The sequence below is a fragment of the Secundilactobacillus odoratitofui DSM 19909 = JCM 15043 genome (assembly GCF_001434895.1).
GTDB lineage: Bacteria > Bacillota > Bacilli > Lactobacillales > Lactobacillaceae > Secundilactobacillus > Secundilactobacillus odoratitofui.
On record NZ_AZEE01000028.1, the window covers coordinates 52,019 to 76,804 of the forward strand.

Sequence of the window (24,786 nt, forward strand, 5' to 3'; positions counted from 1 at the left end):
CCCAAATCCTCCCGTGTCGATCAATTTGGCTTGGCGATGGCACTTAAAGTGACCGTGCTAATGCTGGTCAGTGCACCGTCAAGCGTCGTTTCAGTATACCATGTTTGAAGTGTTCGACCGAGGTGGATGGGCGTCGCTGTGGTTAAAATCGTGCCACTTGCCACCGATTTCAAATGATGGGTGTTAATATCGACCCCAACGGCCACGTGGGTATCATCTAAATTCTGATTTGCCCCAATCGAGGCGGCGGTCTCTGCCATAACGGCATTGACGCCACCGTGTAAAAATCCGTACGGCTGTTTGACGGCATCCGTGACGTCGAGTGATATAATAACTTTAGATTGATTAATTTGATTAACTTTTATTCCTAAAAGTTCAATGAGATTATTCATAAATTGAGACCTCCTAATTGGAAAGGATTGATTTGATTGACAAGTGTGACATGGGAACCAGTGAAAGACTATACCGAGATTATCTTTGAGCGGGCGGGTAAAATTGCTAAATTAACAATGAACCGGCCGAAAAAGTTGAACGCCTTTACACCAGTGACAATTCACGAACTGATCGATGCGTTTAACATCTGTCGTGATGATAGCACGATTGGCGTGATTATCCTAACTGGTGCTGGCGATAAAGCCTTTTCGTCTGGTGGTGATCAATCCGTGCGTGGTAACGGCGGATACGTTGGCCCGGATCACATTGCCCGGTTAAACGTGCTTGACCTACAACATTTGATCCGAATTATTCCCAAACCGGTCATTGCCATGGTCAAGGGCTGGTCGGTTGGTGGCGGTAATATCTTACAATTGGTATGTGATTTAACGATTGCGGCCGATAACGCGCAATTCGGTCAAACTGGGCCTAAGGTTGGTAGCTTTGATGCCGGTTATGGCTCAGGTTATCTTGCTCGTGTGATTGGTCATAAACGCGCTAAAGAAGTCTGGTTCTTAAACCATTTTTACACAGCGGATGAAGCATTGGCCATGAACTGGATCAATAAAGTCGTACCATTAGCTGACGTCGAGTCGGCAACACTAGATTGGTGTAACGAAATTTTGACGAAATCACCAACTGCGCTCCGGTTGATCAAAGCAGCCATGAACGCTGACACGGATGGCTTAGCCGGTTTGCAACAACTTGGCGGCGATGCCACTATGCTATTTTACACGACGGATGAGGGGAAGGAAGGTCGCGATGCGTTTAACGAAAAACGTGACCCTGACTTTGATCAGTTCCCGAAGTTCCCATAAACTGATTAATAGGAAGTAGGATACACTTGGATAATTGGATAAAAAAGCAGGCGGCCATCAATCCTCACCGGTTAGCGGTAGATGATGGCCAGACCCAGTATACGTTTGCACAATTAGCTGATGTGGTCGGCAAACTAGCTGGTAAACTGACACGAATTCCTACCAGCAAGACTGGGCGAATCGCCATTGAAACCACTAATTCTATGGCTGGCTACCTCATGGCGTTAGCCGTCTTGGCCAGTGGTCACACAATTGTCTGGCTGAATAGTCGGTTGGCGTTTGAAGAGCTCCAACGACAACTGGATGATGCACAAGTGGCTGCGTTGTTAGTGTCAGATGAGTTGTCAGTTGGCCAGTTCAGTGTACCGACTTATCAGTTTGCTACCATATTCGCCATGCCGGTTAGAGACAGTGTGATGGTGCCACGATTTAACGACGAGAGCGTTGCAAGCATTATGTATACGTCTGGTACGACTGGCGCACCTAAAGGGGTGTTGCAGACGTTCAAGAATCACTTTTCGTCTGCCGTCGCTTCGGCTTTGAATCTGGGTTTAACGCCCACTGACGAGTGGCTTTGTACCGTACCGATTTTTCATATCAGTGGCTTTTCAATCATGATGCGTGGCTTGATTTACGGCATGGCCGTGCGACTAGTACCAAGTTTTGATGCAGATAAAATTCACCAAATATTGGTGACAGAGCCAGTTACGATGATTTCTGTGGTGCCATATATGTTACGTCGACTTTTGAACGTTAGAGAAACCACCCAGCAGGCCTATAATCGTCAGTTTAGGGGTATGCTGCTTGGTGGCGGGCCAATCGACCGACCAACCCTGCAGCGTTGTACCAAGCTGCAGCTTGAAGTAGTTCAATCATACGGTATGACGGAGACCTGTTCACAGATTATTGCACTGAATAACGCCGATGCGGATGCAGAGATTGGGTCAGTCGGCAAGCCACTGTTTTTAACGGAGCTAAAGTTGGCTGTCGACGGGGAAGTGTTGCTTAAAACGCCGGCGCTAACCCCTGGCTATTTAAATCGGCCAGAAGCCCTTGCCAATAAAATGGTTGATGGTTGGTATCGAACGGGTGATATTGGCCATTTCGATCAGAACGATTTTTTGTTCATCGACGGTCGCAAAGACGACATGATCATTTCTGGTGGCGAAAATATTTTTCCAAACGAAGTTGAAGCCGCCTATGCAACTTTTGAGGGTTTGAGTGAAATTGCAGTGGTTAAGCAATTTGACCCTAAGTGGGATCAGGTTCCAGTTGCGTTTTACGTTGCGGCCAAGGCAATCCCCGAAGCCAAACTAATTGCGTATGGCCGTCAACATTTAGCACATTACAAAGTCCCAAAAGCGTTTCATCAGGTTGAAAAGTTACCGGTCAATGCTGGTGGAAAGGTTCAGCGCTATAAACTGATGGCGTTGCTGGAACAGAAGCCGTTAGATGATGGCTAGAAAGTACGGTTTAATTAATTCGTTCAATTCCACGTCGTTAACGGCATGAGTCCGTAGGCGTCAGATTATTTGGACATAAACAGATTTGTGAAGTGACAATCGGGAATTAAATTATAAATCCTCACTTTAAATCAAAACAGCTGTAGTTATGAACATCGAGTTCAATAACTGCAGCTGTTTTAAGTTGTGTTCAAATTTGGCTATCATCGGCCAGTTGTTGTAACATACCCATTAAACTAGCCTTAATGGCACCTTCGGGTAGGGCATTCGCATCTAAACGAGTTTGACTGATGAGTTCACCAGCCAAACTAGCAGCAGATTTTTCACCAGCTTGAATCGTAAGTTTTCGAGCCGTATAAAAGGCATCTGAGGTTGGTTTTTCTTGCGCACCAAAGAAGTGGGTGAACCACTCGGACTCTTCTTCAAACCCAAACAATAAAGATAGGGGATAATCGCCCATCAGCAATCGAGTTCGAAAATCCAAGCTATCGTGAGTCTGATTGATATCAGTTAAAATTCTTGCAATCACACCGAGGGTCTCACCAATAGTAGCAATGAGATCAATGATTGCCCGATCCGTCATGCCACCACTGATGGCCGCAAGTCGACTCGTAATTGAAGTTAGAGCGCCATCACGCACCTTGGCATCCTTTAAGTAATCAGCAACCCGCTCTCGTTGATTGAAATTCAGCTGCAGTCGCGTACTGTGTGACAGCCAGAAATTTTGGGCATCATCAAGTAAATTTTGCCGTTCTTCTGCTTGAATTGAACTACCCGCGATATTGATCACGAACTGGCCATAGAGGTATTGCGCATCATAACTCTGAGCTTTACTCATCGCAATATCACTTGGTGTAACCCGACTGGGCTTAAACGTTGCCGGAATCAGCGCACTAGCAAGGGCTAACAGTTCGGTTGACTGCGCGAAGTTAGCCGCATTTGACAGCGGTTGTTGAGCCGTTTGCTGAAAAATCGTCCACAAAGCCTGTCTGAACCGGCGATCATTATCTAACGCCAAGTTACTGATTGGTTCACGCACAGAATCTGGTAATTGCTGACACATGGCTTGGAAATCGTCTTCTAGTGCAACATCGGCAACATAATTATCAGGATCAAACCCCATTGTTAAGCCCCCAGTTAGTTTGCAAATTTGTCCAATTCCGTTGAAAACTGTTCAGCCACCGGAATGAAGACATCTGTGAAGTAGTGGTTGAGGTCGACAGCTTGTTTGGGTGTCTCTAACGCTTTTTGTGCACGCTGGAAGGCATCGTTGCGCATGTTGATAATCATCATCTTCTTTTGATGACGAAGATGTTTAATTGCCTTATCAGCATTATCCATGCCGCGAGCTTTTTCGATGAAGTAGTACATGATTTCATAAAACGTATTATCCAGCACCCAAAAGAGGGTATTGCGTAATACACGATCATTCATCACTTGGGCAAACAAGTTGTCGCCAACGATTTCATGTTGGGTGAAACTGGCAGCTGACATGACCACGGCCTGTACTTCGTGCATGTCGGCCATAAAGTGGCTAAAGTGGGTGAGATCCGTATCTTTTAGTGGATAGCCCAGATTCTTTTCACGTTCATCCGGTGTCATTGTCGAAAAGTTATTGTAGTATTCAGATTGAACGTCCGCAGCATCCGTTAACAAATCACGTTCAATTCCCAGTAAAATTGCCTGGTTTTGGTCTAAATATTGGTTAACTACGTCCCAAATTTTCGGGAATTGATCATTAAACTGGTCAAATAAGGCGTTGGTCGTACCGACAACCTCTTTTTGAACTTTCGCTTTTTCAACGTGAGGGGCAAATTGAACCACCATCGGAATGGCATCGTCATCATGATTTAAGCCGGCCTCTTGACGATGATTATTTTCGTAATCTTTTAATTCTTCCAAACTCAACAGTCCAAGTGGCATCACGTTAATTTCGCCATTGGTCGTCATAATTTGCAGCGAAAATGGGGTATCAGCATGTTGATTCATCGTTAAAGACTTTAAGGTCTCAAGTAATTTACTCCGGGTACCCAAAGCATCCTCCGGGTCGGCATAAAACCCAGAGGTATAAATGGCAATATTATCGTACTTAGATGCTAATTTCTGTTGAACATCCATCTCCATCAGTGTTTCCCCCTTATGCTTGTGAAGCTTCGATCAGCGCTTGCAATTTCTGCTGACCACTCTCGGTAAGTGTTGCTTGACTTAGATCAGCACTGGCCAGTGAACTACTGTAGCTGTTGTCTAATTTTGCATCGGCGAGATAGCCGGCTTGATAGGCTGCTTTAATGGTGGTGTAAAGCATTGAATCTGGGTTCAGTTGACGACCCTGATTGAAGCGATGTGCATTGACATCGTTTAAAACGCCCATTAGTTCTTCATCTTGACTTACATTGTGTGCCATTAGTGTTACTCCTTCCAGTCGCTGTATTTAGCTTTAATTTTACCTATAATTGCTGGGTTTAAACATAGGGGGATAGCCTAAACTTATAAGTTCTCCGTGCAAATACTATGGCAATGTTAGATAAGTTAATGGCGCCTTCGGCCGCCAGCAACTTGGTTTTGGGGTGGTGGCTGTGGGACCGGCTGCAACCGCTTCGCGTTTTCCGCCTCGGGTCCAAGCCTTGCTGAGGTGCACAAGTCTTTGACCCGTCCAATGATGTAAGGGTTAAGCAACACGAACTGAAAGTCACTGTTCGCATGACTTAACCCCAACATCATTTTTCACTGTCACCACCCCAAAACCAAGTTGCTTTTGGCACTACGGCTACTTTTAATGAATTGGCTATGTATGTTTGTTAAAAAGGATTAATGTAACTGTAGAAAACATCATATCATTAATAGATTCGAAGTTTTGATTAATTAAAAATTTAGAGATTTGTGTGATTGTAAGCCCAATTATGTTAACAAAAAGGAATTTTGATCATCTCTAGATTGATGTCTTTGCCAACCAAGTTTATTTTGCAGATGAGAATGATACAGAATTTTCTAAATTGCTACGACTCGGATTTATTGAGCTAGTAACGACTTCTTGGTAACGAAAACGGAGGGCTAGCGATCTGGGCTAGTTGCAGTGACAAGTCAATCTTTGCGCTTCAGCGCTTAGATTGACTGGACAGTTTTGAGACTCGACCTTGAGGCTCAAAACTGAGGTGGAGAACGCAAAGCGGTCGCAACCGGTCCCACAGCAACTAGCCCAGATCGCTAGCACGTAGTGGTAGTGGGCGTTAAAGCAATGTAAACTTTCCCAGAGGAAACACAATAAAAAAAGCGTACTAGCAAAATGCCAGTACGCAAACAAAATGATTGCAAGAATCTATAAATCAATTAATTTGTTATGAATCGCGTAACGAATCAGTTCGGCGCGATTTTTCAGATGCAATTTCTGCATAATATTAGCCTTGTGGGCCTCAACCGTTTTGGTCGAAATAAACAACTCAGCTGCAATTTCCTTATTAGAGTAGCCAAGTGTGATTAATGGTAAAACTTCACTCTCACGTTTGGACAAGCCAGCATAACCATCGAGGTTAACAGCGGTGCCATCGGTGTTAATTTTGGCCAAGTCATCAGTGGTGAGCTTGATGTTTTTATCCACGTACTCTTGACCGTTCATGAGTTGACGTAGCGCTTTGAGTAATTCATCGTCCGAGGAACTTTTCAGCACGTAGGACATAGCGCCATTATGCAGTGCTTGATTGATGTATTCCTGTTCTTCGTGCATCGATAGTATCAGAATACGGACGTTGGCAAAATTGTCATGGATTCGCTTGGTCGTAATCAAGCCACTTTCCCCAGGTGGCATGCTGAGATCCATAATTAAAATATCGATGTCGCCTTGCTCCACTCGTAGATAAGTTTCGGTCCCGTTAGCGGCCTCGTCAACGACGTTAAACTCAGGTTGCTTATTAACGAGTGTTGACAAGCCATAACGGACCACCGCATGGTCATCTGCAATTAAAACGTTATACATTAATTCTGTCCCCCTTAAGCAGTCGCCACTGGAAACTTGGCGGTCACCGTAGTACCGTTTCCTGGTTCAGATGTGATTTCAAATGATCCATTGAGCGCCTTTACCCGTTCGTTCATATTCATTAGCCCCAGTGAACGACCATTGAACTGACGGTGTTTTGGTACATCGAAGCCAACCCCGTTGTCGATAACTTCTAAATTAATAAAGTGATTGTGAGCGACTAATAACAAGCTAATTTCACTCGCTCGTGCGTGCTTCAATGCGTTATGAATGGATTCTTGGGCAATGCGATATAACACGCTTTGGACGTTAGTGCTCAGTTGATCGGTGTCTGCGTTGCCAACCACATCGACAGTGACGCCGGAGTTTTCTTCTGTTCGCTGGCCCAAAACACGAAGGGCAGGTAACAACCCGAAGTTATCCAAAACGGAAGGGCGAATATCCAATGCCATGCCCTTGACTTCAGTTAGCGTATCGTTTAACTGACGTTCAATAATCGAGGTCAGTTTGGCAACGTTGGCTTCGGAAAGTTCTTCTTCATTTAAGCGCCGGACGCCCATAATCGCGGAGTAGACGCCTTGCGCGATACTATCATGTAAGTCAGCGGAGATTTTTTTACGTTCCTCTTCATGGGCCCGGTTGACGTACTGGTTAAGTTGGCGTTGTTCAGCAACCTGATCCATGCGCTCGATGATGCCACGGCTCTTAAGTGTTAACGAAAAAACGTGATTGTCGGCATCGATGACGTGGTAAATCAAAAAGTACTCAAGCGGGTGAAGTTTGTCATTAGCAAGTGTGATTGGAATGGAAATTTCTTTCATCAAGTTGCGAATTGAGCATTTGAAACAATCGTCAGTTGGTGACAGTTTTTGTTTTACTGATGCATCCGCAACCTGAGCCAAATAGTTTGGATCAATCTTCAGCTCAGCTTGCAGGTCCTTGGCCAACTGATTGCTCACCAATAGGTTTTCTTCTTTAAAGATAAAGACAGCGTCCGTTACTTCATCAAAATAACGTTCGATCCAATTCAAAGTTTCCAGCAAAAAAGCCGACCTCCCAACGCCGCACTTTAAAAAGTGGTGAGGTAGTTGGCAAGACGGCTGGTTGATTCTTGTGAGACTTGCTGATCACTGCGATAGCCGGCTAACAATACGCCATCAACAATACGGATGGCACTTGTGTAGATGGGGATCGCGGCAGCACTTTGCAGGGCTTCAACTTGAGCGATTGGTGTATAGAGTTGGTTACTATACTCAAACCGTTGTAAGTTATTCTGCCAAAAAGGTTTACCAGTTTTAACAACCAGACCGGCAATGCCAATACCACTTCGTAGTACGATTTTTCGAAATTGCTCGTTCTGGTTACCAGCAACGAAGTACCACTTAATGGTGGACTGACCCGCAGCGGGTAGTGCAACACCAACGAAGTCGAAGTCCGTGCATTGGTAAACGTGATTCACCAAGCTTTGATAGTCGTTGTGTGCATCGAATTTTTCCAGACTCAAGTTTATTCCCTCCTATCATAACATTTTTATAAGTAATTGAAAGCGCTTAGACCTAAGAAATTCTCAAAAATAACATAAAATTGGAATAATGTGTCTATTCTGAATATTCCTGATCGATATCAAGCTTAAAATTCGGGTCAACATACTGACTGTAATGATCGTAGTCAGCCGCAATGGCTTGGATTTGTAAGTCAAGCTTATCCAGTCTATCATCTTTTTCCAGTGAACGCATCTCTTGATTGACCTCAGCAATCGTGTTTTCAACGAGTGTGCGACGAATTGTAAGGTCGGTTAGTGCAACCTGTAATAATTTTTGAAAATCAGGATCAGTCATTTGTGTTTTAGTCAGCATGACGTGTTACCTCCGGGGTATTGTAGTTAATGAATAATTCGGCGTTAGCAAAAGCAATGGGGTTGCAGCGTTGAACTTCAGTGATAAAGTAACTTAACCGGTAATCATCGAGTAATAAAAAGTCACGAAGTTGCGCGTGGTCGAGCGTCATATGCGCCAGCGTATAGTGATCTGCAACGGGCGTGCGAGCATAACAGTTTGCGTGATTAGCTAAGGTGGATAACACGTCCACGGAAACCAACGGATAATCAACGGCTAATGTCAAAAAATCCTGAGGTTGGTCAAATCGGCAGGCTACGGCATAAAGGCCGCTCAGTGGACCATTCTGGACAAAGGGTGGTTGGTCAACAATCACGTTAATATTGGCAGAATGAACAAATTGTTCAGTGAGGGCATCAACGTTACGGCTACTGGCACTTACTAGAACCTCATCACATAAAATCGTGAGCTTGTCGACGGCCAGTTGTGCGTTATTGACCGATTGATTTGGGAACTGATAAAGTGCCTTATCTTGACCAAATCGGCGTGAGCCACCACCAGCTAATACAACTCCAATCATGTTTAACGCCTCCCATCAAACCTAGTCTTGGTAAACAAAGTGACCACTTTTACCGCCGTCTTTTTCGACCAAGTGAACTTGGTTGATCAACATGCCGCGATCAATGGCCTTACACATATCATAAATCGTGAGTAACGTTGTTTGAACTGCTAGTAGCGCTTCAATTTCGACGCCAGTCACGTGTTTCGTTTTAACTTTTGCCGTCACAGTGATCGTATCGGTATCGTTATCAGTAAAGTGAATGTCGACGCCAGTTAGCGGAATGAGGTGACACATTGGAATGAGACTGCTGGTTTGTTTGGCGGCCATGATGCCAGCAACTTGAGCTACCGCTAACACATCACCTTTTTTGATTTGACCTTCGTGAATCCGGTTAAGGGTGTCTGGGTGCATCGTAATTTGACCAGTTGCCAGTGCCACACGGTGGGTAACCGCTTTATCCGTTACGTCGACCATTTTGGCACGGTTTTGGTCGTTAAAATGAGTCAGTTCATCTGACACGTGATCAACTCCTTGATGAATGTAGTTTTTGACCCAGTCGATAATGGCTGGTAAACCATTTAATGACGCGTCCGGGTGCTCAGACAGACTAGCAAAGACCTTTACATTGGCAAAATTTTGAAAATCTGACGCCTGATCTTGACTGCGTAACATCACAATTTTGGGGTAAGGGTCTGGTTTAAAGCCTTCAATCAGTAAAATATCCGATTGATCAGGTAGCCAGTCAGCGATGGCATCAGCACTCGTTGGTGCACCATCAGTTTGGTGATAAAACAAGCCTTGGTCAGACTGTAAGACCACACTGTGAGCACCGGCTCTGGCAAAACGGTCGGAATCAGTACCTTGGACGTCCATGGCAGCTTGGTGCGCGTCGTGCTTAATCGCATTGACGCGGTAAGTTGGACTGAGCGCTTTAATTAACGCTTCAGTAACAGCCGTTTTACCACTTTTTTTATAACCAATTATTTGAAGGGGAGTAACCATGTCGTCACCTCGGCGTTCAACGCAATTGGTTCAGTACTGTGAGGAATTTTAACTAAACAAGTCGTCGTTTGCAGGTTGCCGAGGGCCCCAGATTGGTCAGAACCATTAGGATAGACCTTCAAGCCGGTAGCGGCGAACTCAACTGTGCTCCGTAAGACCCGGTCATAACCGTTCGTTTTGTGATACGCCGCAGCCAGAGTAGCCGTTGTTTTGCGAACTCGCGAGGCTTGGTTTGTGAACCGACGCAGGAGGGGTTCGACGTACAGATAAAAACCAGTAAAGCAAGCGCCCGGGTTACCGGAAAGGGCCATCACAATGGTGTTGTCCTGAACAAAGGCTGTCGTCACACTACCTGGTCGCATTTTTAGTTTGTTGAATAACAAGTTATCAGCGTTCCGAGCAGCGTCGGCAACAAAGTCAAAGTCGCCAACTGAAACGGCGCCGTCAGTGATGACCATGTCGTTTTCAGCGATTGCTTTTTTCAGTGCGGCCTTCAACAAGTCCGTATCATCAATCAGTTGTTCGTAACTCGTAACTTCACCACCAGCTTCTGTGACCAACTGCTTGATCATTGGGCCGTTACTATTGTAGATTTTGCCAGCTTGGAGTGGTTCATCTGGCTGCATTAATTCGGTACCAGTAGTGATAATTGCAACGCTTGGCCGTTTGTAGACCGTGACATTTTGAATGCCAAAGGCCGCTAGAATTGCCAACCCGCCCGGATTAAGTTCAGTATCCTTGGCAATTAACTGGGCACCTTCAGCAAATTCAGTCCCCACTTCAGTGATATTCGAGTGTTTTTCGGTTACTAACATTTTGACGTGATCGGGATCATCTTCTATTTCGCGAGTTTGCTCCAGCATGATTACCTTACCAGCGTTTTCAGGCACAAATGCTCCCGTCATAATGCGGGCTGTTTCATTTTCACCCAGTGGACCGTCAAAGGTTGCACCGGCTGGAATATTGCCGACCACCTTGAAAACTTTAGGATAATTCTGGTCATCTTCGGCTCGAATGGCATAACCATCGTAACCAGAGCGGCGAAAATGTGGGTAGGCATATGGGGCCACTACGGCTTGCGCCAAGACACGGTGGTTCGCCTCATCGACTGAAATCGTCTCTGTATCAGTGGTCACACTTAATGCGTTTAGTTTTGCTTGTGCTTCGTCAATTGAAATTGGGTATCGTCTAGTTAACATTGTTGGTCTCCTATTATTTATTTACGTCGTTCAAAGAGAAGGTGTTCGTATTCCGGTAAAATGAGTGCCGTCATCGCAGTTTGGCAAGCGTTGGTGGAACCCGGCAGACAGTAGCATAGCTGTTGACGTGTGTTAAAACCGGCAATGGCGCGGGAAGCTAACGCACGAGTGCCAACCTCTTTAAAGGATAGTTCACGAAAAGCTTCACCAAAACCATCAATTTGAGTTGGTATCAGTGGTGTCAAGGCGGGGATGGTGACGTCACGTATTGCAATGCCAGTCCCACCGTTAGTTAAAATCATGTCTGGTGATTGTTGTTCAAACAGTAGAAATTGGGTTTGAATGTCAACTGCATCATCGATCACTACTTGGCGGTCCAAGACATTGACACCTTGTGATTTGAGCGCCGTTTCTAAGTACAGTCCCGATTTATCAGCGTTCAAATCACGGGTATCGCTAACGGTTAAAATCATGGCAGTTGTCATGTTCAAATCGCCTCCTGATTAATGGTTGATGCCAGAGCCTGTTTCAGACTGGCATAAATGGGTTGCGCTTCATCTAAAGTTGGTACTCCATATAACAGTAGTTTGCCGTTTTTAAATAAACTGACGGTGTAGTCTTGCCAGTTGAACGTGGTGAAACTTTTGAACTGACGGTTGGCAAGCTTGCGGTCATTTAACCAGTTGGCTAATTGATTGAGCGTTGGTGTATTGCTCATCTGGACGCTATAGGTTTGGGTGCCACAAAGCGTTGTCAACTGATCCGTAGTGTCATCAGCATCTAACGACCAATCATGGTGCTGGCAGACAGGACAATTAGTATTTTTGGTCACTTTAAAGGATTGCTGTGTTAGTTGCCAGTTATCGATTGTTACCAGTTGGTTAAAATTGACGCTTGAACGATCAACAAAGTAGTGAAGCGCCAATGATACTTGTAGTCCGGAAATAATCGGAATGAGTGCTGTATTGACGCCAATCAAGTCACAATCAGTTTGCTTGAGCGCTTCGAGATTGGGGTAAAGGCAGTTTAAACAAGCATGCTGGTTTGGCGAAACGGCCATGACGCTGCCAAAGGTACCCGCACAGCTGGCAAAAATGAAATCGAACCGATTATTGAGGGCTGCTTTATTAAGTAAATCACGGGTTCGAAAATTATCCAAACAGTCGAGGACTAAGTCAAAGTCTAGGTTAGACAGGTGCTCGCCACTTAATGGTTCAGGGTAGATGTCAATTGTGACGGTGTGATCGATTGCCAGCAAGTGTTGCTTGGCGGCTTCCACCTTAAACTGTCCATTTGCCACATCAGCTTCTGTAAAGAGCGCTTGGCGTTGCAAGTTAGTGGTTGAAACAACGTCGGGGTCAACTAATATCAAATGGTGGACACCTGCGCGAACCAGTTGGCTGGCGGTGTAACTGCCCAACGCGCCAACGCCAGCAATCAAGACAGTGGCGTTGCTGATGTTTTGCTGACCAAGCTTTCCAATGACTTTGACGCGTTCTTGTCGATCGTAACGGTTCATGTTGGGGCTCCTTTCTGGGTTTATTTCAATAGTATTGTGTTTTTAAATTTTTGGGGGAAGTGTCGGATGGTTGTTAGTCACCGGATTCTTTGTGAAGTGTTTCGCTGGTGGCTTGACTAAACGTGCGCCACCAAGCAGAGACTTGCATATAGTGAGCTTTGCCCGCAGTCCCACAAAGTTCGCGGAACCACGGGCAAAGCTCACTATATTTCAGTCTCTAACCGCTTGGTTCTGCACTCTGAAATATAGGACTTTCCCTAGTCGAAGTATACCAAGTCACATGCTAATCTTGATATTAGGGAAATGGCTTACTTTTAGATTTACCAGTTCTCGGAAAGTAATGCACCATTGATTTCGAACACAGAGGAGGTCGCAGAAAAGTGAAAAAATCCCGCTTTTTTAACCGCGTTGAAAAATTCAATGGGACCTTCACTCAGCTAGAAGAACACAATCGTCGCTGGGAGAAGCTCTACCGTCAACGCTGGGCACATGATAAAGTTGTTCGGACAACTCACGGTGTTAACTGTACGGGGTCTTGTAGCTGGAATGTTTATGTCAAACAAGGGGTGATCACTTGGGAACATCAAGCAACGGATTATCCTGAGTGTGGCGCCAACATGCCTGGTTACGAACCACGTGGGTGTCCTAGAGGGGCTAGTTTTTCGTGGTACGAATACAGCCCAGTTCGGATTAAATATCCTTATATTCGTGGCAAGCTATGGCAACTTTGGACGGATGCTAAAAAGCAATATGACAACCCAATTGATGCTTGGGGCAGTATTGTTGAGGATCCAGAAAAAAACGCAACTTACAAAGCTGCGCGTGGCCATGGTGGCATGGTTCGGGTTCACCGACCAGAGGCGTTGGAACTCATTTCAGCGCAGTTGTTGTACACCATTAAGGCCTATGGACCAGATCGGATTGCCGGCTTCACGCCAATTCCAGCCATGTCCATGATGAGTTATGCTTCCGGCGCCCGGTTCATTTCGTTACTTGGTGGTGAAATGCTGAGCTTCTATGACTGGTATGCTGATTTACCACCTGCATCTCCTCAAATCTGGGGCGAACAAACGGATGTGCCTGAATCAGCCGACTGGTATAACAGCCAGTACATCATGATGTGGGGGTCAAACGTGCCGTTAACTCGGACCCCAGATGCTCACTTTATGACTGAATCACGTTACCACGGTGCTAAAATCGTGGCCGTCAGTCCTGATTACGCTGAAAACGTTAAGTTTGCTGATAACTGGTTAGCACCAAACCCAGGGACTGACGCTGCTTTGGCTCAAGGTATGACACATGTGATCTTAAATGAGTATTACCAAGAAAAAGACGTGCCGGAATTCCGAAACTACGTCAAGCAATACACCGATTTACCATTCTTGATCACGTTACAGCCAAGTGCTGCTAATGATGAAGATTACACGTCAGACAGATTTGTTCGGATTTCAGATTTAACCAATGAAGCCATCGAAAATGCTGAGTGGAAGCCAGTTGTCTTTGATGCTAACCAACAAAAAATCGTGGTACCAAATGGGACCATGGGCCAACGTTGGGAGGCTGGTAAACAATGGAACTTAACCTTGAAGGATGCAGATGGTAATGCAATTGATCCAGAACTATCCATTAAAGCAGACCAACAAGTGACGGTTGATTTTCCGACCTTTGATAACGCTGGTAACGGCGTCTTAAAGCGCCATATTAATGCTAAAAAGCTAACGTTTGCTGATGGTAGCGAACACTTCGTAACCACTGTATTTGACCTCATGATGAGCCAATACGGTATCAAACGCGATGCCAACGATGACTTAGCGGCTAAGGGCTATGACGATGCCGACAGCTTCTACACACCGGCCTGGCAAGAAAAGGTCACCGGCGTTAAACAAAGTCTCGTGGTTCAAATTGCCCGCGAATTTGCTCAAAACGCGCTAGATACTGGTGGTAAGACCATGGTCATCATGGGTGCCGGGATCAACCACTGGTTCAATTCAGATATGACGTATCGTGCCATTATTAATAACTTGATTCTTTGTGGCTGTGAAGGCGTGCAAGGTGGTGGCTGGGCTCACTACGTTGGTCAAGAAAAGCTACGTCCTCAAGAAGGTTGGGCGACCATTGCCTTTGCCAATGACTGGCAAAAGGGTGGTGCACGTCAACAAAACGGGACTTCATTCTTCTACTTTGCTTCTGACCAATGGAAGTATGACGAGCTAGATAACAAGGCACTCAAATCACTAGTTGCCAAATCGTCTCACAGTTACGACCACACTGCCGATTACAACGAATTAGCCATTCGGCTCGGTTGGTTACCCTCATACCCACAATTCGACCGTAGCAACTTGTCGTTTAGTGAGCAATATGGTACCACCGATATTGCTGAAATTAGTCAAAAAGTGGTTGAAGAGTTGAAGGCTGGTAGTTTACACTTTGCCGCTGAAAACCCTGACGCTAAGCAAAACTCACCGAAGAGTCTGTTCATCTGGCGTTCAAACCTGTTTACCAGTTCTGGTAAGGGTCAAGAGTACTTCATGAAGCATTTGCTCGGAACTGAAAACGGTTTATTGGCTAAAACTAACGAACGCAACAAACCTGAAGAAATGGTTTGGAACGATGATACGATTACCGGTAAGCTGGATCTGGTTATTGACATGGACTTCCGGATGGTTGCAACGCCAATGTACTCTGACGTGATTTTGCCCGCCGCAACCTGGTACGAAAAAGAAGATTTGTCTTCTACTGATATGCACCCATTCATTCACCCATTTAATGCAGCAATCAGTCCAATGTGGGAATCAAAGAGTGACTGGCAACAGTTCAAGACTTTAGCGAAGACTTTCTCAGGCATGGCCAAGAAGTACTACGCTGAACCACAGTACGATTTGAAGACCCAACCACTAGGCCACGATTCCAAGGGTGAAATCACGCAGCCAATGGGTGTCATCAAAGACTGGAAGAAGGGTGAAATCGAACCAATTCCTGGTAAGACTATGCCATCATTAGCCTTGATCAAACGTGATTACACTGCTGTTTACGACAAATACGTTGCTTTAGGGCCAAACGCTCGAGGCAAGGTCGGCGGTGAAGGTTACGCCTATGATGTTTCGCCGGAGTATGATGAACTCAAAGACATGCTGGGGACGTTCGACCGTGGTGCTAATGAAGGCTGCCCTAAATTGGATGAAGATAAGAACGTTTGTGAAGCAATTTTGCATCTATCAAGTACTTCAAACGGTCACGTGGCTGTCAAAGCTTGGCATAATGCTGAAGAAATTACCGGTCAAAAGCTCAGTGATATTCCGGCTGGCCGTGCAGAAGACCAGATGACGTTCAAGAACATTACTGCTCAACCGGCAGAAGCTATTCCAACGCCAATCTTTACCTCATCGAAGCATGATGGTGATCGTTATTCACCATTTACGGTGAACATCGAGCGCTTAGTGCCATTTAGAACCTTAACTGGTCGTCAACAGTTCTTCTTGGATCACGAAATTTTCCAAGAGTATGGTGAATCCTTAGCCAGTTATAAGCCAACGTTGCCACCACAAGTTATGGCCCCAACGGATACAGAAGTGGCCCCCGCTGAAGATGGTCAAGAATTGACGTTGCGTTACATGACGCCTCATGGTAAGTGGAACATCCACACCATGTACTACGATAACTTGGAAATGCTCACATTGTTCCGTGGCGGTCCAAACGTCTGGCTCAGTCCTGTTGATGCCGATAAGATTGGCATTAAAGATAACGACTGGTTGGAAATTTATAACCGTAATGGGGTTGTGACCTGTCGTGCGGTGGTTTCACACCGGATGCCAGCGGGTTCAATGTACATGTACCATGCTCAAGACATGCAGATTCAAGAACCACTGTCGACCATTACAGGGAACCGTGGTGGGTCGCACAACGCACCAACGCAGATTCACGTTAAGCCAACCCAAATGGTCGGTGGGTATGCACAATTGAGCTACGCATTTAACTACTACGGCCCAATCGGGAACCAACGTGACTTGTACGTCAATGTTCGCAAGTTAAAGAAGGTGAACTGGAATGAAGATTAAAGCCCAAATCGGAATGGTGCTCAACCTGGATAAGTGTATTGGGTGTCACACCTGTTCCGTAACGTGTAAAAATACCTGGACCAACCGTCCGGGTGCTGAATATATGTGGTTTAATAACGTTGAAACTAAGCCAGGGGTTGGGTTCCCTAAACGCTGGGAAGATGAAAGTCACTACAAGGGTGGCTGGGAATTGAACAGCAAAGGTAAACTACAACTCAAGGCTGGTAACAAGATCAACAAGGTGGCCCTGGGTAAGATTTTTTGGAACCCCGACATGCCTGAACTTGATGATTATTACGAACCATGGACCTATGATTATCAAACACTGTTCGGTGCTGAACGTAAGCACCAACCAGTGGCCCGTGCGAAATCACAAATCACTGGCTTGAACATGGACCTAAAAACGGGTCCTAACTGGGACGATGATTTGGCAGGCTCACCGGAATATTTCAAGCAAGATCCGAACATGGACAAGATTGAAACTGACATTAAGGCGAACTTTGAGTCAGCTTTCATGATGTATTTACCACGACTATGTGAGCACTGTTTGAACGCACCTTGTGTTGCTTCTTGCCCTTCAGGCGCCATGTATAAGCGTGACGAGGACGGTATCGTCTTGGTTGACCAAGAACGTTGTCGTGGCTGGCGCTTTTGTATGACTGGCTGCCCTTACAAGAAGGTCTACTTTAACTGGAAGACCAACAAGGCTGAAAAATGTACGTTCTGCTATCCACGAATCGAAGAAGGCGAACCAACCGTCTGCTCCGAAACCTGTGTTGGCCGAATTCGCTACATTGGTGCCATGTTATACGATGCTGACCGCGTTGAAGCTGCTGCTGAAACCGAAGACGAAAGCAAGCTCTACGAAGCCCAATTGGACTTATTCTTGGATCCTAACGACCCAGAAATCGTTGAACAAGCCTTAGCAGATGGTATCACGGAAGAAATGATTGAAGCGGCTCAAAAGTCACCAATCTACCGCATGGCAGTTGAAGAAAAAATTGCCTTCCCATTGCATCCAGAATACCGGACGATGCCAATGGTTTGGTACATTCCTCCTTTGAGCCCAATCATGAGCTACTTTGAAGGCCGCGATTCAATTAAGGATCCTGAGATGATTTTCCCAGGTATCGATGAAATGCGGGTGCCCGTTGACTACCTGGCCAGCTTACTGACTGGTGGTAACGTGGACGCAATCAAGTACGCACTTTACAAGTTAGCTATGATGCGGTTGTATATGCGCGCACAAACTAGTGGCAAGGACTTTGATACCAGCAAGTTAGACCGCGTTGATTTGACTGAAGGCACCGCTACGAGTCTGTATCGCTTACTTGCTATCGCCAAGTACGAGGATCGTTTCGTTATTCCAAGAAGTCACAAGGAACATTTCGAAGACGTCCAAAGTGAACAGGGTGGTTTAGGCTACGATGAATGTGAAGGCTGTTCATTAGCACCACAACACGGCTCAATGTTCAAGAAGGCCGAAGCTGGTGAATCGACCAACCAGATTTACGCAGAAAGTTTCTATGGGGGGATTTGGCGTGATTAATTTTGATCAATTACACGCGCTTTCCGAGGCCTTCGTGGATCTTTCCCGGTTTGTTGACTATCCAGACGAAGAGACGTTTAACGACGAATCTTACGATGACTTTGTTAAACATTATCCGGAAACCGCGCAAAAACCACAGCTGATGGCAGTCATTGATGAACTCCGTCAAGATGACTTGCTGAAGCAACAAGCACATTATTCTAACTTGTTTGAAATGAACAAGCGCTACACACTGTATATGAGTTACTACAAGATGACTGATTCCCGGGAACGGGGTACTATTTTGGCCAAGCTTAAGATGCTGTACGAGATGTTTGGCGTGACTATCGACGGCAACGAACTCGCTGACTTTTTGCCAATGTTACTCGAATTTTTAGCTTTCGGTAGCTTTGACAATGATCCACGGCGGCAAGACCTTAAGTTGGCTTTTCAGGTCATCGAGGATGGAACCTATGAGTTGCTGAAAAACGCAGCGGCTGATATTGACGATCCATACTTCAGATTAATTCAAATCATCAGAGAAGAACTCAAGAGCTGTGTCGAAGTGGAGGTGGAAGCCAAATGAGTGACTTTGGTTCGATTTTACTTTGGGTGATTTACCCGTACGCCATGTTGTTATCCTTCGTCTTCGGCACCATCATCCGTTTCGGTTGGTTCCGTGGCGGTATCACCGCCGTTTCTAGTGAAATGCTTGAGAAACGTAAGTTGATGGTGGGAAGCCTAGTCTTTCACGTCGGGATTATTCTGGCCTTCTTCGGTCACATTTTGGGGATTTTAATTCCTAAAACCTGGACGGCGTTCTTCGGTATTTCTGACGAAACCTATCATATTTTTGGGTCATTAATGATGGGGACTGGTGCCGGGTTGCTGGCGCTGGCTGGTATAATCATCCTAACTTACCGGCGTTTTAGTAATCCACGGGTGTTCTTGACCAGTTCGTGGAGTGACTTGGTGGTTAACGTGGCGTTGTTGATCACGATTATTTTGGGGTTAGCCTCAACTATTTCTAGTGGGTTTGTGGAATTTGATTACCGCTCAACGTTATCAGTTTGGGCCCGGTCATTGTTCTACCTCCACCCACAGTGGCAATTGATGGCTACCGTGCCTTGGATCTATAAAATCCACGTGATTTGTGGATTCGCCATCTTCGGGTTCTTCCCTTATACCCGATTGATCCACGCACTGACCTTACCTTGGCAGTATATTTTCCGTCGGTTTATTGTTTATCGGCGTCGGCCAAGATATTAAATTGTAAATGATTTGTTGAAGCAGGCTTGATGATGAGCCTGTTTTTTTATTGCTTTGAAAATCATAAATGGAAACGATTCTTAAAATATACCCGAAACTAAACAAAAAATTTAATTAACAGAACAAACAAATTAAATTAATAACATAATACGTTAAAGGTATAGTAAAATAGCTACAAAGACTATTACCGTCAAATGCTCCGATACTAATTTTTGGCCCAGAGACTGGCACTGGTTCATACGGCAACAGTTTATAGCGTTACAAAGCATGATGTTTACTATACTTCTCATGGAACAAACTATCTACACAAGGCCTTACGTCATGCAAATTCGGCGAGTAAACTTTATCATTCCGCAATTAAAATTCGAAAATATCGAATAATAAAAATGCATATTTGATTAGTCATAGGTGAGAAAATGAAGAAATTAAAAATAGTACTAATAATTGTATTAATTTGTTTATTAGGGATCAGTCTACGTTGGCTACCATTTTCCTATAAAAATGCAATTAGATTTAATTTGCTAATGCACGGTCAAGTAGTTGGCTCAGTTTTTTGTGAGCCGACTTTTAAAAGCGCAAACGAATCACTGTCGTTACCAAAAAAGGGCGCCAAAATTTATTCTATTGGAAAGTACAATTATATGGACTACGATTTAGCATCAAATATCACAGATTACGAAGCGTATACTTTTAAAGGAAAAATCATTGCTAAACCATTGGCTGAATACATGCCTTAATTCTATTGATAGCCGTTCCTATTGGACTATACCAATATTCACTTAACAAATTCGCTTTAGTACATTAGTAGACGTTTCAAGGATTTCAAGTCTTGGAGCGCCTTTCTTATTATTGGTATAGGTAATTATCATTATTAGAATACCGCGTTTTAAAATCAAGTTAGCCACTCGCAGTAAAATTTTGAGCAAATAAACTTACCCGGATTTAAACTAGTAAAATATTTTAAGGTACACAAATAGGCCATAGAGATCTACACTTTAAACATCGACGAATAAAGAAAGAAGTCTCTTCATGATCCAAGTAAATACCACACCACTTGTACCTACCAACAACTTTCAGAAGCCGAAGGAGGTGCTATTCAAGCGTTTCATGAAGATCATTATTCTATTCGTGAGATTGGTAAACGACTTCATCGAAGCCCTAGTACCATCAGTCGCGAACTCTGGTGTGGCACCGTTCGTCAGCTTAATTCAGATTATTTGTCTTACTACCAATACTACGCCGTTGCTGGTCAAGCTAACTATCTCAAACACCGTGCTAACTCTCATTCTAAAGGGCTTTTCAGCGGTGCTGGTTGTTCTTTTCAATGCTCTGTAAAGCGCTCAAAACGCACGTTCGCGTTGATAGTGTCGATAGTTTCGTTCACCGGTTTCGAGCCATGCCCCTCAACACCAACCGTTTATCGGTACATCGACATGGGTCTGCTTAATTAGATAACACTGACTTGCCAGCCAAGCTCCGACGGCGTGTTAAAAGCACTCGCAAAGGCCATGCACGTATGAACAAGACAAACTTGGGAACTTCCATTGATGAACGCCCGGATTCCATCGATAACCGCCTAACACTTGGTGACTGGGAAGGCGACCTAGTCAAAGGTAAGCTAATCACTAGTGAACCCGCTGTATGACTTTGACTGAACGTTTGAGTCGCTTTGAAATCATCGTTAAGATTCCAGACTATCACGCTGAAACTTGTCGTGACATTCTTCAAGCGATTCTCAATGAATACAGTACTGAGAAGTTTCACTCGATTACTTTTGACAACGGTTGTGAATTCTCCTTAATGAACCAAGTTGATGGGACACAGATCTACTTCGCCCATTCTTACACACCTTGGGAACGTGGCAGTAACGAGAATCAAAACAGTTTGATTCGAGAGTTTATACCCAAAGGTAAATCACTGCGTGCTTACGATGAACACTACATCGCTCAAATTCAAGATCCTCTTAATCATCGTTTATGAAAATCCTTGAACTACCTGAGCGCTGGTGAAGCTTTTGAGCTTTTTTCACCGTTTCAGTTAAAGCTACGTTAACAGCAGCTCTCCATGGTCAGGTTATTCGGGTATGTGTCGCACTTGATTTGACAATTCGGGGGTAAATTTAATGTTAAAGAAGCTAAAATACATTTTAATTTCGATTTGTATTCTACTTGTTTTTATTTTTTATTTCTTTGTATGTACACCACTTGGCAGCGCATATGCGTATGTCCTGGTATATGATTGGAACGGCTTTCCACATGCGCTAAGTTATCGATTTTCCATAAAATATAAAAGTCAGAATACCATAGTGTATAAACTAAATAAACCGTTTAGTGACAACGGAAATTATGTATTAGAGTTCAAAGGAACACACGATGGCATCATTTGGAAAGTCGGACCACATAATGATCCGCTTGATTTTCCTAGTCCCTAAATCTTTTTCCCAAATTGCAATAAAATAAATGCCTTTAAACCTTAAGTTGAGTGACAGTTTCCATGTTAAACGAACAACCTTCATGATTTTTTGTGAGGGTTGCTTTTTTGCTAAATTCGTTACTAATCTGTGAAATTTAAATTTCTTGTCCTGTCTAATTTGCTTTTATTATCCGATATTGTTAGGTTCTATCTCAGGATCGGAGGTTAGGTCCGTGTCAACAAACAAAAAAATCTCATTGCCACAGGAGTTAGTTGATTAGAAGCATTGCAGTATGTACCACGGTGCATGATCACACAGCAAAGGACAGGAAGCATGAATTAAATTTTGGGTAATCGTTAAGAAACCGAACACTAATAAGGTTAGGACTGAAAACTAACACAGTGCCTATTAAATAATAGATGCAAGTCATTTTGGATATAGACTGGGTTCTTAGTTAGCTTATACAAAGCATTTTTAAATAAACTAAACAATAAAAATTGCACCTATTTTTCAATAGGCACTGTATCAAAGTAAAAAAGAAGTTTCGACACTAATTGAGTAACATGCGATCATTTTCACGGTAACGAGAACGGAGATTAGCGGTTTTTTTCGGTTGCAGTGACAAGTCCTTCTTAGCGCAGAGCGGTTAGAAGGACTGGACGTTTCTGAGACCCATGGGGTTGGGGCTCAGAAACGAGGCGGAAGCCACGCGTTTCATGCGTGGCTGAAGACGGTCCCACAGCAACCGAAAAAGGCCGCTAGGCGTAGTGGCAGTGGCCGAGAAAAGGATATGTAATCGATAACCTCATAAGTTGAAAATGAGGTGTAACTTCACTGAGTCAAGTTAATTGCTATTTCAACCCGAACTGACTATGATAATGACGCTTTAATCAATAAGCGTCGTTGTTGCAGCAGTGAATTAAAACTTGGAGGAGATAGTAATGGCTGAAACAATTAACTCAGGTGTCGCAGTACTGAAGACGTTGGAAAGTTGGCACGTTAATCATATTTATGGCATTCCGGGTGGAACCATCAATAATTTAATGTATGCGTTACACAAAGAACAAGAAAACATTCAGTACATTCATGTCCGCCACGAAGAAGTTGGCGCATTGGCTGCTGTCGCTGATACAAAGTTAACGGGGCATATTGGCGTGGCTTTTGGCTCAGCTGGACCTGGCGCAACCCATTTATTTCAAGGGGCCTATGATGCGATGGCCGATAAAGTACCCGTGTTATTTATCGTTGGCCAAAACCCTCAGGCAATGATGAATCAAGACTTCTTTCAAGAGTTCGATGAAGATCCGTGGTTTGATAATCCGGGAGTTTATGCTCGGACAGTGACAACTGCTGAAAGTCTGCAACACGTGATTGACGAAGCTATTCGGCGGGCATTTGCCGAACACGGTCCAGCTTTTGTAACCATTCCGAATGATTTGGCCAATAAACCGATCCCAGCGGATGGTTACTATAGTGCCGCGGCTAACTTTGCACGGCCAACTTTGGCTGCTGGGTCGGATGAACAAGTACAGCAGATTTTGGCACTTTTAAAAAACGCCAAGAAACCGCTGATTTATGTTGGTCAAGGTACGGTTGGCGCGGCAGAAGAAGTTATGCAGTTTGCCAAACAGTTCCAAGTGCCAGTGGTGACGACGGCGCTAGGTAAAGAGGTGATTCCATATGACTTCGAGTCGCTGCTGGGGTCAGCAGCGCGGGTAGCTTCGAAACCAGCAAACGAAGCGTTGAAGGAAACAGATTTTATGCTGTTTGTTGGATCAAACTATCCGTTTGCCGAAATCATGTTTAAACCAGACGTGAAATTCGCCCAAATCGATACGAACCCGGCGATGCTAGGAAAGCGGCACCGTACTGATGTTGCCATTTTGGGTGATGCCAAGGCAACTCTACAGAAATTAATCGTGTTGGGTGACACGGCGGCCCCATCGCCATGGTATCAAGCCAATGTAGCCAACGTTGCCAATTGGCACCAGTATAATGACGATATGATGAATCGAACCGAGGGCCAGTTACGATTTGAACCAGCTTTTAAGGAAATCAATCGGATTGCGGCTGAAGATGCGATTTTCTCAATTGATGTGGGTGATGTGACGCAAAATGCCGTTCGACTGTTAAAAGTGAACGGTAAGCAGCCATGGATCACATCAGGGTTATTTGCCACCATGGGTGTTGGGTTACCAGGTTCGATTGCTGGGCAATTAAGTTTCCCGGGACGACAGGTCTTTAACCTCACTGGTGATGGGGCGGCAGCTATGGTGATGCAGGATCTCAGTACGCAAGTCACCTATAAATTGCCAGTCATTAACGTGGTCTTTACGAACTTAGCCCTCGGTTTCATTGAAGACGAGCAGGAAGATGATGGTCAGGAGTGGTTTGGAATTAGCCTGCCGAAGACCGATTTTGCCAAAGTTGCTGAGGCGCAGGGGATGACCGGTATTACCGTTACAACGGTAGAAGAGATGAAACCGGCGTTTGACCGGGCACTGGAATTAACTCAGGCTGGCAAACCAGTGTTGATCGATGTCAGAATGTCTAATGAGCGACCGATTCCAGTTGAAAAGCTAGCACTGGATCCCGACCAATTTGACGCCGAAACTATCGCGGCCTTCAAGAAACGATACTACGCAGATAACTTGGCACCGTTGAGCCAGTATTTGAAGCAGTATGGTGTGTCGTAAAATTCGTTATAATAATTTGAAGTAT

Annotated in this window: 21 protein-coding genes and 2 pseudogenes; 9 read left to right on the forward strand and 14 right to left on the reverse strand. The window is 44.7% G+C overall.

Going from position 1 to position 24,786, the window contains the following annotated elements; translation table 11 throughout:
• Nucleotides 1-20: 20 nt before the first annotated feature.
• On the reverse strand, nt 21-392 hold the full coding sequence (locus FD04_RS05290) for a PaaI family thioesterase (RefSeq protein ID WP_054699686.1): 372 nt from the start codon (nt 390-392) through the stop codon (nt 21-23).
• 36 nt (nt 393-428) lie between these two features.
• On the opposite strand from FD04_RS05290, the gene menB reads away from it, so the two are divergent.
• Both menB and FD04_RS05300 read left to right on the forward strand, forming a co-directional pair.
• Nucleotides 429-1,250, forward strand: a complete 822-nt coding sequence (menB, locus tag FD04_RS05295) for a 1,4-dihydroxy-2-naphthoyl-CoA synthase (RefSeq protein WP_054699689.1) — start codon at nt 429-431, stop codon at nt 1,248-1,250.
• 26 nt (nt 1,251-1,276) lie between these two features.
• The gene (locus FD04_RS05300; RefSeq protein ID WP_056947556.1) at nt 1,277-2,713 is read left to right on the forward strand and encodes an o-succinylbenzoate--CoA ligase; all 1,437 of its coding nucleotides are present in this window, start codon (nt 1,277-1,279) and stop codon (nt 2,711-2,713) included.
• A 190-nt stretch (nt 2,714-2,903) separates the two neighbouring features.
• Here FD04_RS05300 and FD04_RS05305 read toward each other — a convergent pair whose 3' ends face one another.
• From FD04_RS05305 to FD04_RS05360, 13 genes and pseudogenes are all read right to left on the reverse strand, one after another.
• On the reverse strand, nt 2,904-3,836 hold the full coding sequence (locus tag FD04_RS05305; protein WP_054699691.1) for a hypothetical protein: 933 nt from the start codon (nt 3,834-3,836) through the stop codon (nt 2,904-2,906).
• A gap of 14 nt (nt 3,837-3,850) precedes the next feature.
• Nucleotides 3,851-4,831: a hypothetical protein gene (locus tag FD04_RS05310; protein ID WP_056948194.1), complete on the reverse strand. Its 981-nt coding sequence runs from the start codon at nt 4,829-4,831 to the stop codon at nt 3,851-3,853.
• A 19-nt stretch (nt 4,832-4,850) separates the two neighbouring features.
• Nucleotides 4,851-5,117: a hypothetical protein gene (locus FD04_RS05315; RefSeq protein ID WP_054699693.1), complete on the reverse strand. Its 267-nt coding sequence runs from the start codon at nt 5,115-5,117 to the stop codon at nt 4,851-4,853.
• A 912-nt stretch (nt 5,118-6,029) separates the two neighbouring features.
• Nucleotides 6,030-6,683: a response regulator gene (locus FD04_RS05320; protein ID WP_054699697.1), complete on the reverse strand. Its 654-nt coding sequence runs from the start codon at nt 6,681-6,683 to the stop codon at nt 6,030-6,032.
• A 14-nt stretch (nt 6,684-6,697) separates the two neighbouring features.
• Complete coding sequence (locus tag FD04_RS05325; RefSeq protein ID WP_056947559.1) at nt 6,698-7,726, reverse strand: sensor histidine kinase; 1,029 nt, start codon at nt 7,724-7,726, stop codon at nt 6,698-6,700.
• A 26-nt stretch (nt 7,727-7,752) separates the two neighbouring features.
• Nucleotides 7,753-8,187, reverse strand: a complete 435-nt coding sequence (locus tag FD04_RS05330; protein WP_054699699.1) for a GAF domain-containing protein — start codon at nt 8,185-8,187, stop codon at nt 7,753-7,755.
• Nucleotides 8,188-8,281: 94 nt separating this feature from the next.
• A complete protein-coding gene (locus tag FD04_RS05335) occupies nt 8,282-8,539 on the reverse strand; it encodes a hypothetical protein (RefSeq protein WP_054699701.1) in 258 nt (85 codons plus the stop codon).
• The gene (locus FD04_RS05340; RefSeq protein ID WP_056947561.1) at nt 8,529-9,098 is read right to left on the reverse strand and encodes a molybdenum cofactor guanylyltransferase; all 570 of its coding nucleotides are present in this window, start codon (nt 9,096-9,098) and stop codon (nt 8,529-8,531) included. The genes FD04_RS05335 and FD04_RS05340 overlap by 11 nt, the downstream gene beginning before the upstream one ends.
• Before the next feature lie 21 nt (nt 9,099-9,119).
• Nucleotides 9,120-9,599: a cyclic pyranopterin monophosphate synthase MoaC gene (gene moaC / locus FD04_RS12785; protein WP_056948196.1), complete on the reverse strand. Its 480-nt coding sequence runs from the start codon at nt 9,597-9,599 to the stop codon at nt 9,120-9,122.
• A gap of 135 nt (nt 9,600-9,734) precedes the next feature.
• Nucleotides 9,735-10,082, reverse strand: a pseudogene (gene mobB, locus FD04_RS12790) (molybdopterin-guanine dinucleotide biosynthesis protein B); the annotation flags it as partial.
• The gene (locus FD04_RS05350; protein ID WP_056947563.1) at nt 10,061-11,281 is read right to left on the reverse strand and encodes a molybdopterin molybdotransferase MoeA; all 1,221 of its coding nucleotides are present in this window, start codon (nt 11,279-11,281) and stop codon (nt 10,061-10,063) included. The gene FD04_RS05350 and the pseudogene mobB, both read right to left, overlap by 22 nt.
• A gap of 17 nt (nt 11,282-11,298) precedes the next feature.
• Nucleotides 11,299-11,766: a MogA/MoaB family molybdenum cofactor biosynthesis protein gene (locus tag FD04_RS05355; RefSeq protein WP_054699713.1), complete on the reverse strand. Its 468-nt coding sequence runs from the start codon at nt 11,764-11,766 to the stop codon at nt 11,299-11,301.
• Nucleotides 11,767-11,768: 2 nt separating this feature from the next.
• Nucleotides 11,769-12,800: a HesA/MoeB/ThiF family protein gene (locus FD04_RS05360; protein WP_054699715.1), complete on the reverse strand. Its 1,032-nt coding sequence runs from the start codon at nt 12,798-12,800 to the stop codon at nt 11,769-11,771.
• Nucleotides 12,801-13,180: 380 nt separating this feature from the next.
• Here FD04_RS05360 and FD04_RS05365 point away from each other — a divergent pair, with 380 nt between their 5' ends.
• From FD04_RS05365 to spxB, 7 genes and pseudogenes are all read left to right on the forward strand, one after another.
• Nucleotides 13,181-16,855, forward strand: coding sequence for a nitrate reductase subunit alpha (locus FD04_RS05365; protein ID WP_056947565.1), 3,675 nt, complete (start codon nt 13,181-13,183; stop codon nt 16,853-16,855).
• Nucleotides 16,845-18,404, forward strand: a complete 1,560-nt coding sequence (gene narH, locus FD04_RS05370; RefSeq protein ID WP_056947567.1) for a nitrate reductase subunit beta — start codon at nt 16,845-16,847, stop codon at nt 18,402-18,404. Before FD04_RS05365 ends, narH begins: the two co-directional genes overlap by 11 nt.
• Nucleotides 18,397-18,969, forward strand: a complete 573-nt coding sequence (gene narJ, locus FD04_RS05375) for a nitrate reductase molybdenum cofactor assembly chaperone (RefSeq protein ID WP_054700086.1) — start codon at nt 18,397-18,399, stop codon at nt 18,967-18,969. The genes narH and narJ overlap by 8 nt, the downstream gene beginning before the upstream one ends.
• Entirely contained in the window at nt 18,966-19,652 is a 687-nt protein-coding gene (gene narI / locus FD04_RS05380; RefSeq protein ID WP_054699719.1) for a respiratory nitrate reductase subunit gamma, read from the forward strand. The genes narJ and narI overlap by 4 nt, the downstream gene beginning before the upstream one ends.
• A gap of 416 nt (nt 19,653-20,068) precedes the next feature.
• The gene (locus FD04_RS05385) at nt 20,069-20,389 is read left to right on the forward strand and encodes a hypothetical protein (protein WP_156660405.1); all 321 of its coding nucleotides are present in this window, start codon (nt 20,069-20,071) and stop codon (nt 20,387-20,389) included.
• A 300-nt stretch (nt 20,390-20,689) separates the two neighbouring features.
• Nucleotides 20,690-21,632 (forward strand): annotated as a pseudogene (locus FD04_RS12315) (IS30 family transposase); the annotation flags it as partial.
• Nucleotides 21,633-23,006: 1,374 nt separating this feature from the next.
• Nucleotides 23,007-24,761 carry a pyruvate oxidase gene (gene spxB / locus FD04_RS05405; protein ID WP_056947573.1) on the forward strand — a complete coding sequence of 585 codons (1,755 nt, stop codon included), beginning with the start codon at nt 23,007-23,009 and terminating at the stop codon, nt 24,759-24,761.
• Nucleotides 24,762-24,786: the final 25 nt, after the last annotated feature.

Bases quoted from the DNA above. Each gene is read 5' to 3' on its own strand.
- FD04_RS05290 (WP_054699686.1), bottom strand. From the start codon at position 392: ATGAATAATCTCATTGAACTTTTAGGAATAAAAGTTAATCAAATTAAT.
- FD04_RS05350 (WP_056947563.1), bottom strand. From the start codon at position 11,281: ATGTTAACTAGACGATACCCAATTTCAATTGACGAAGCACAAGCAAAA.
- FD04_RS05355 (WP_054699713.1), bottom strand. From the start codon at position 11,766: ATGACAACTGCCATGATTTTAACCGTTAGCGATACCCGTGATTTGAAC.
- FD04_RS05385 (WP_156660405.1), top strand. From the start codon at position 20,069: ATGAAGAAATTAAAAATAGTACTAATAATTGTATTAATTTGTTTATTA.
- FD04_RS05305 (WP_054699691.1), bottom strand. From the start codon at position 3,836: ATGGGGTTTGATCCTGATAATTATGTTGCCGATGTTGCACTAGAAGAC.
- FD04_RS05335 (WP_054699701.1), bottom strand. From the start codon at position 8,539: ATGCTGACTAAAACACAAATGACTGATCCTGATTTTCAAAAATTATTA.
- spxB (WP_056947573.1), top strand. From the start codon at position 23,007: ATGGCTGAAACAATTAACTCAGGTGTCGCAGTACTGAAGACGTTGGAA.
- FD04_RS05340 (WP_056947561.1), bottom strand. From the start codon at position 9,098: ATGATTGGAGTTGTATTAGCTGGTGGTGGCTCACGCCGATTTGGTCAA.
- narI (WP_054699719.1), top strand. From the start codon at position 18,966: ATGAGTGACTTTGGTTCGATTTTACTTTGGGTGATTTACCCGTACGCC.
- FD04_RS05360 (WP_054699715.1), bottom strand. From the start codon at position 12,800: ATGAACCGTTACGATCGACAAGAACGCGTCAAAGTCATTGGAAAGCTT.
- narH (WP_056947567.1), top strand. From the start codon at position 16,845: ATGAAGATTAAAGCCCAAATCGGAATGGTGCTCAACCTGGATAAGTGT.
- FD04_RS05310 (WP_056948194.1), bottom strand. From the start codon at position 4,831: ATGGATGTTCAACAGAAATTAGCATCTAAGTACGATAATATTGCCATT.
- FD04_RS05315 (WP_054699693.1), bottom strand. From the start codon at position 5,117: ATGGCACACAATGTAAGTCAAGATGAAGAACTAATGGGCGTTTTAAAC.
- FD04_RS05320 (WP_054699697.1), bottom strand. From the start codon at position 6,683: ATGTATAACGTTTTAATTGCAGATGACCATGCGGTGGTCCGTTATGGC.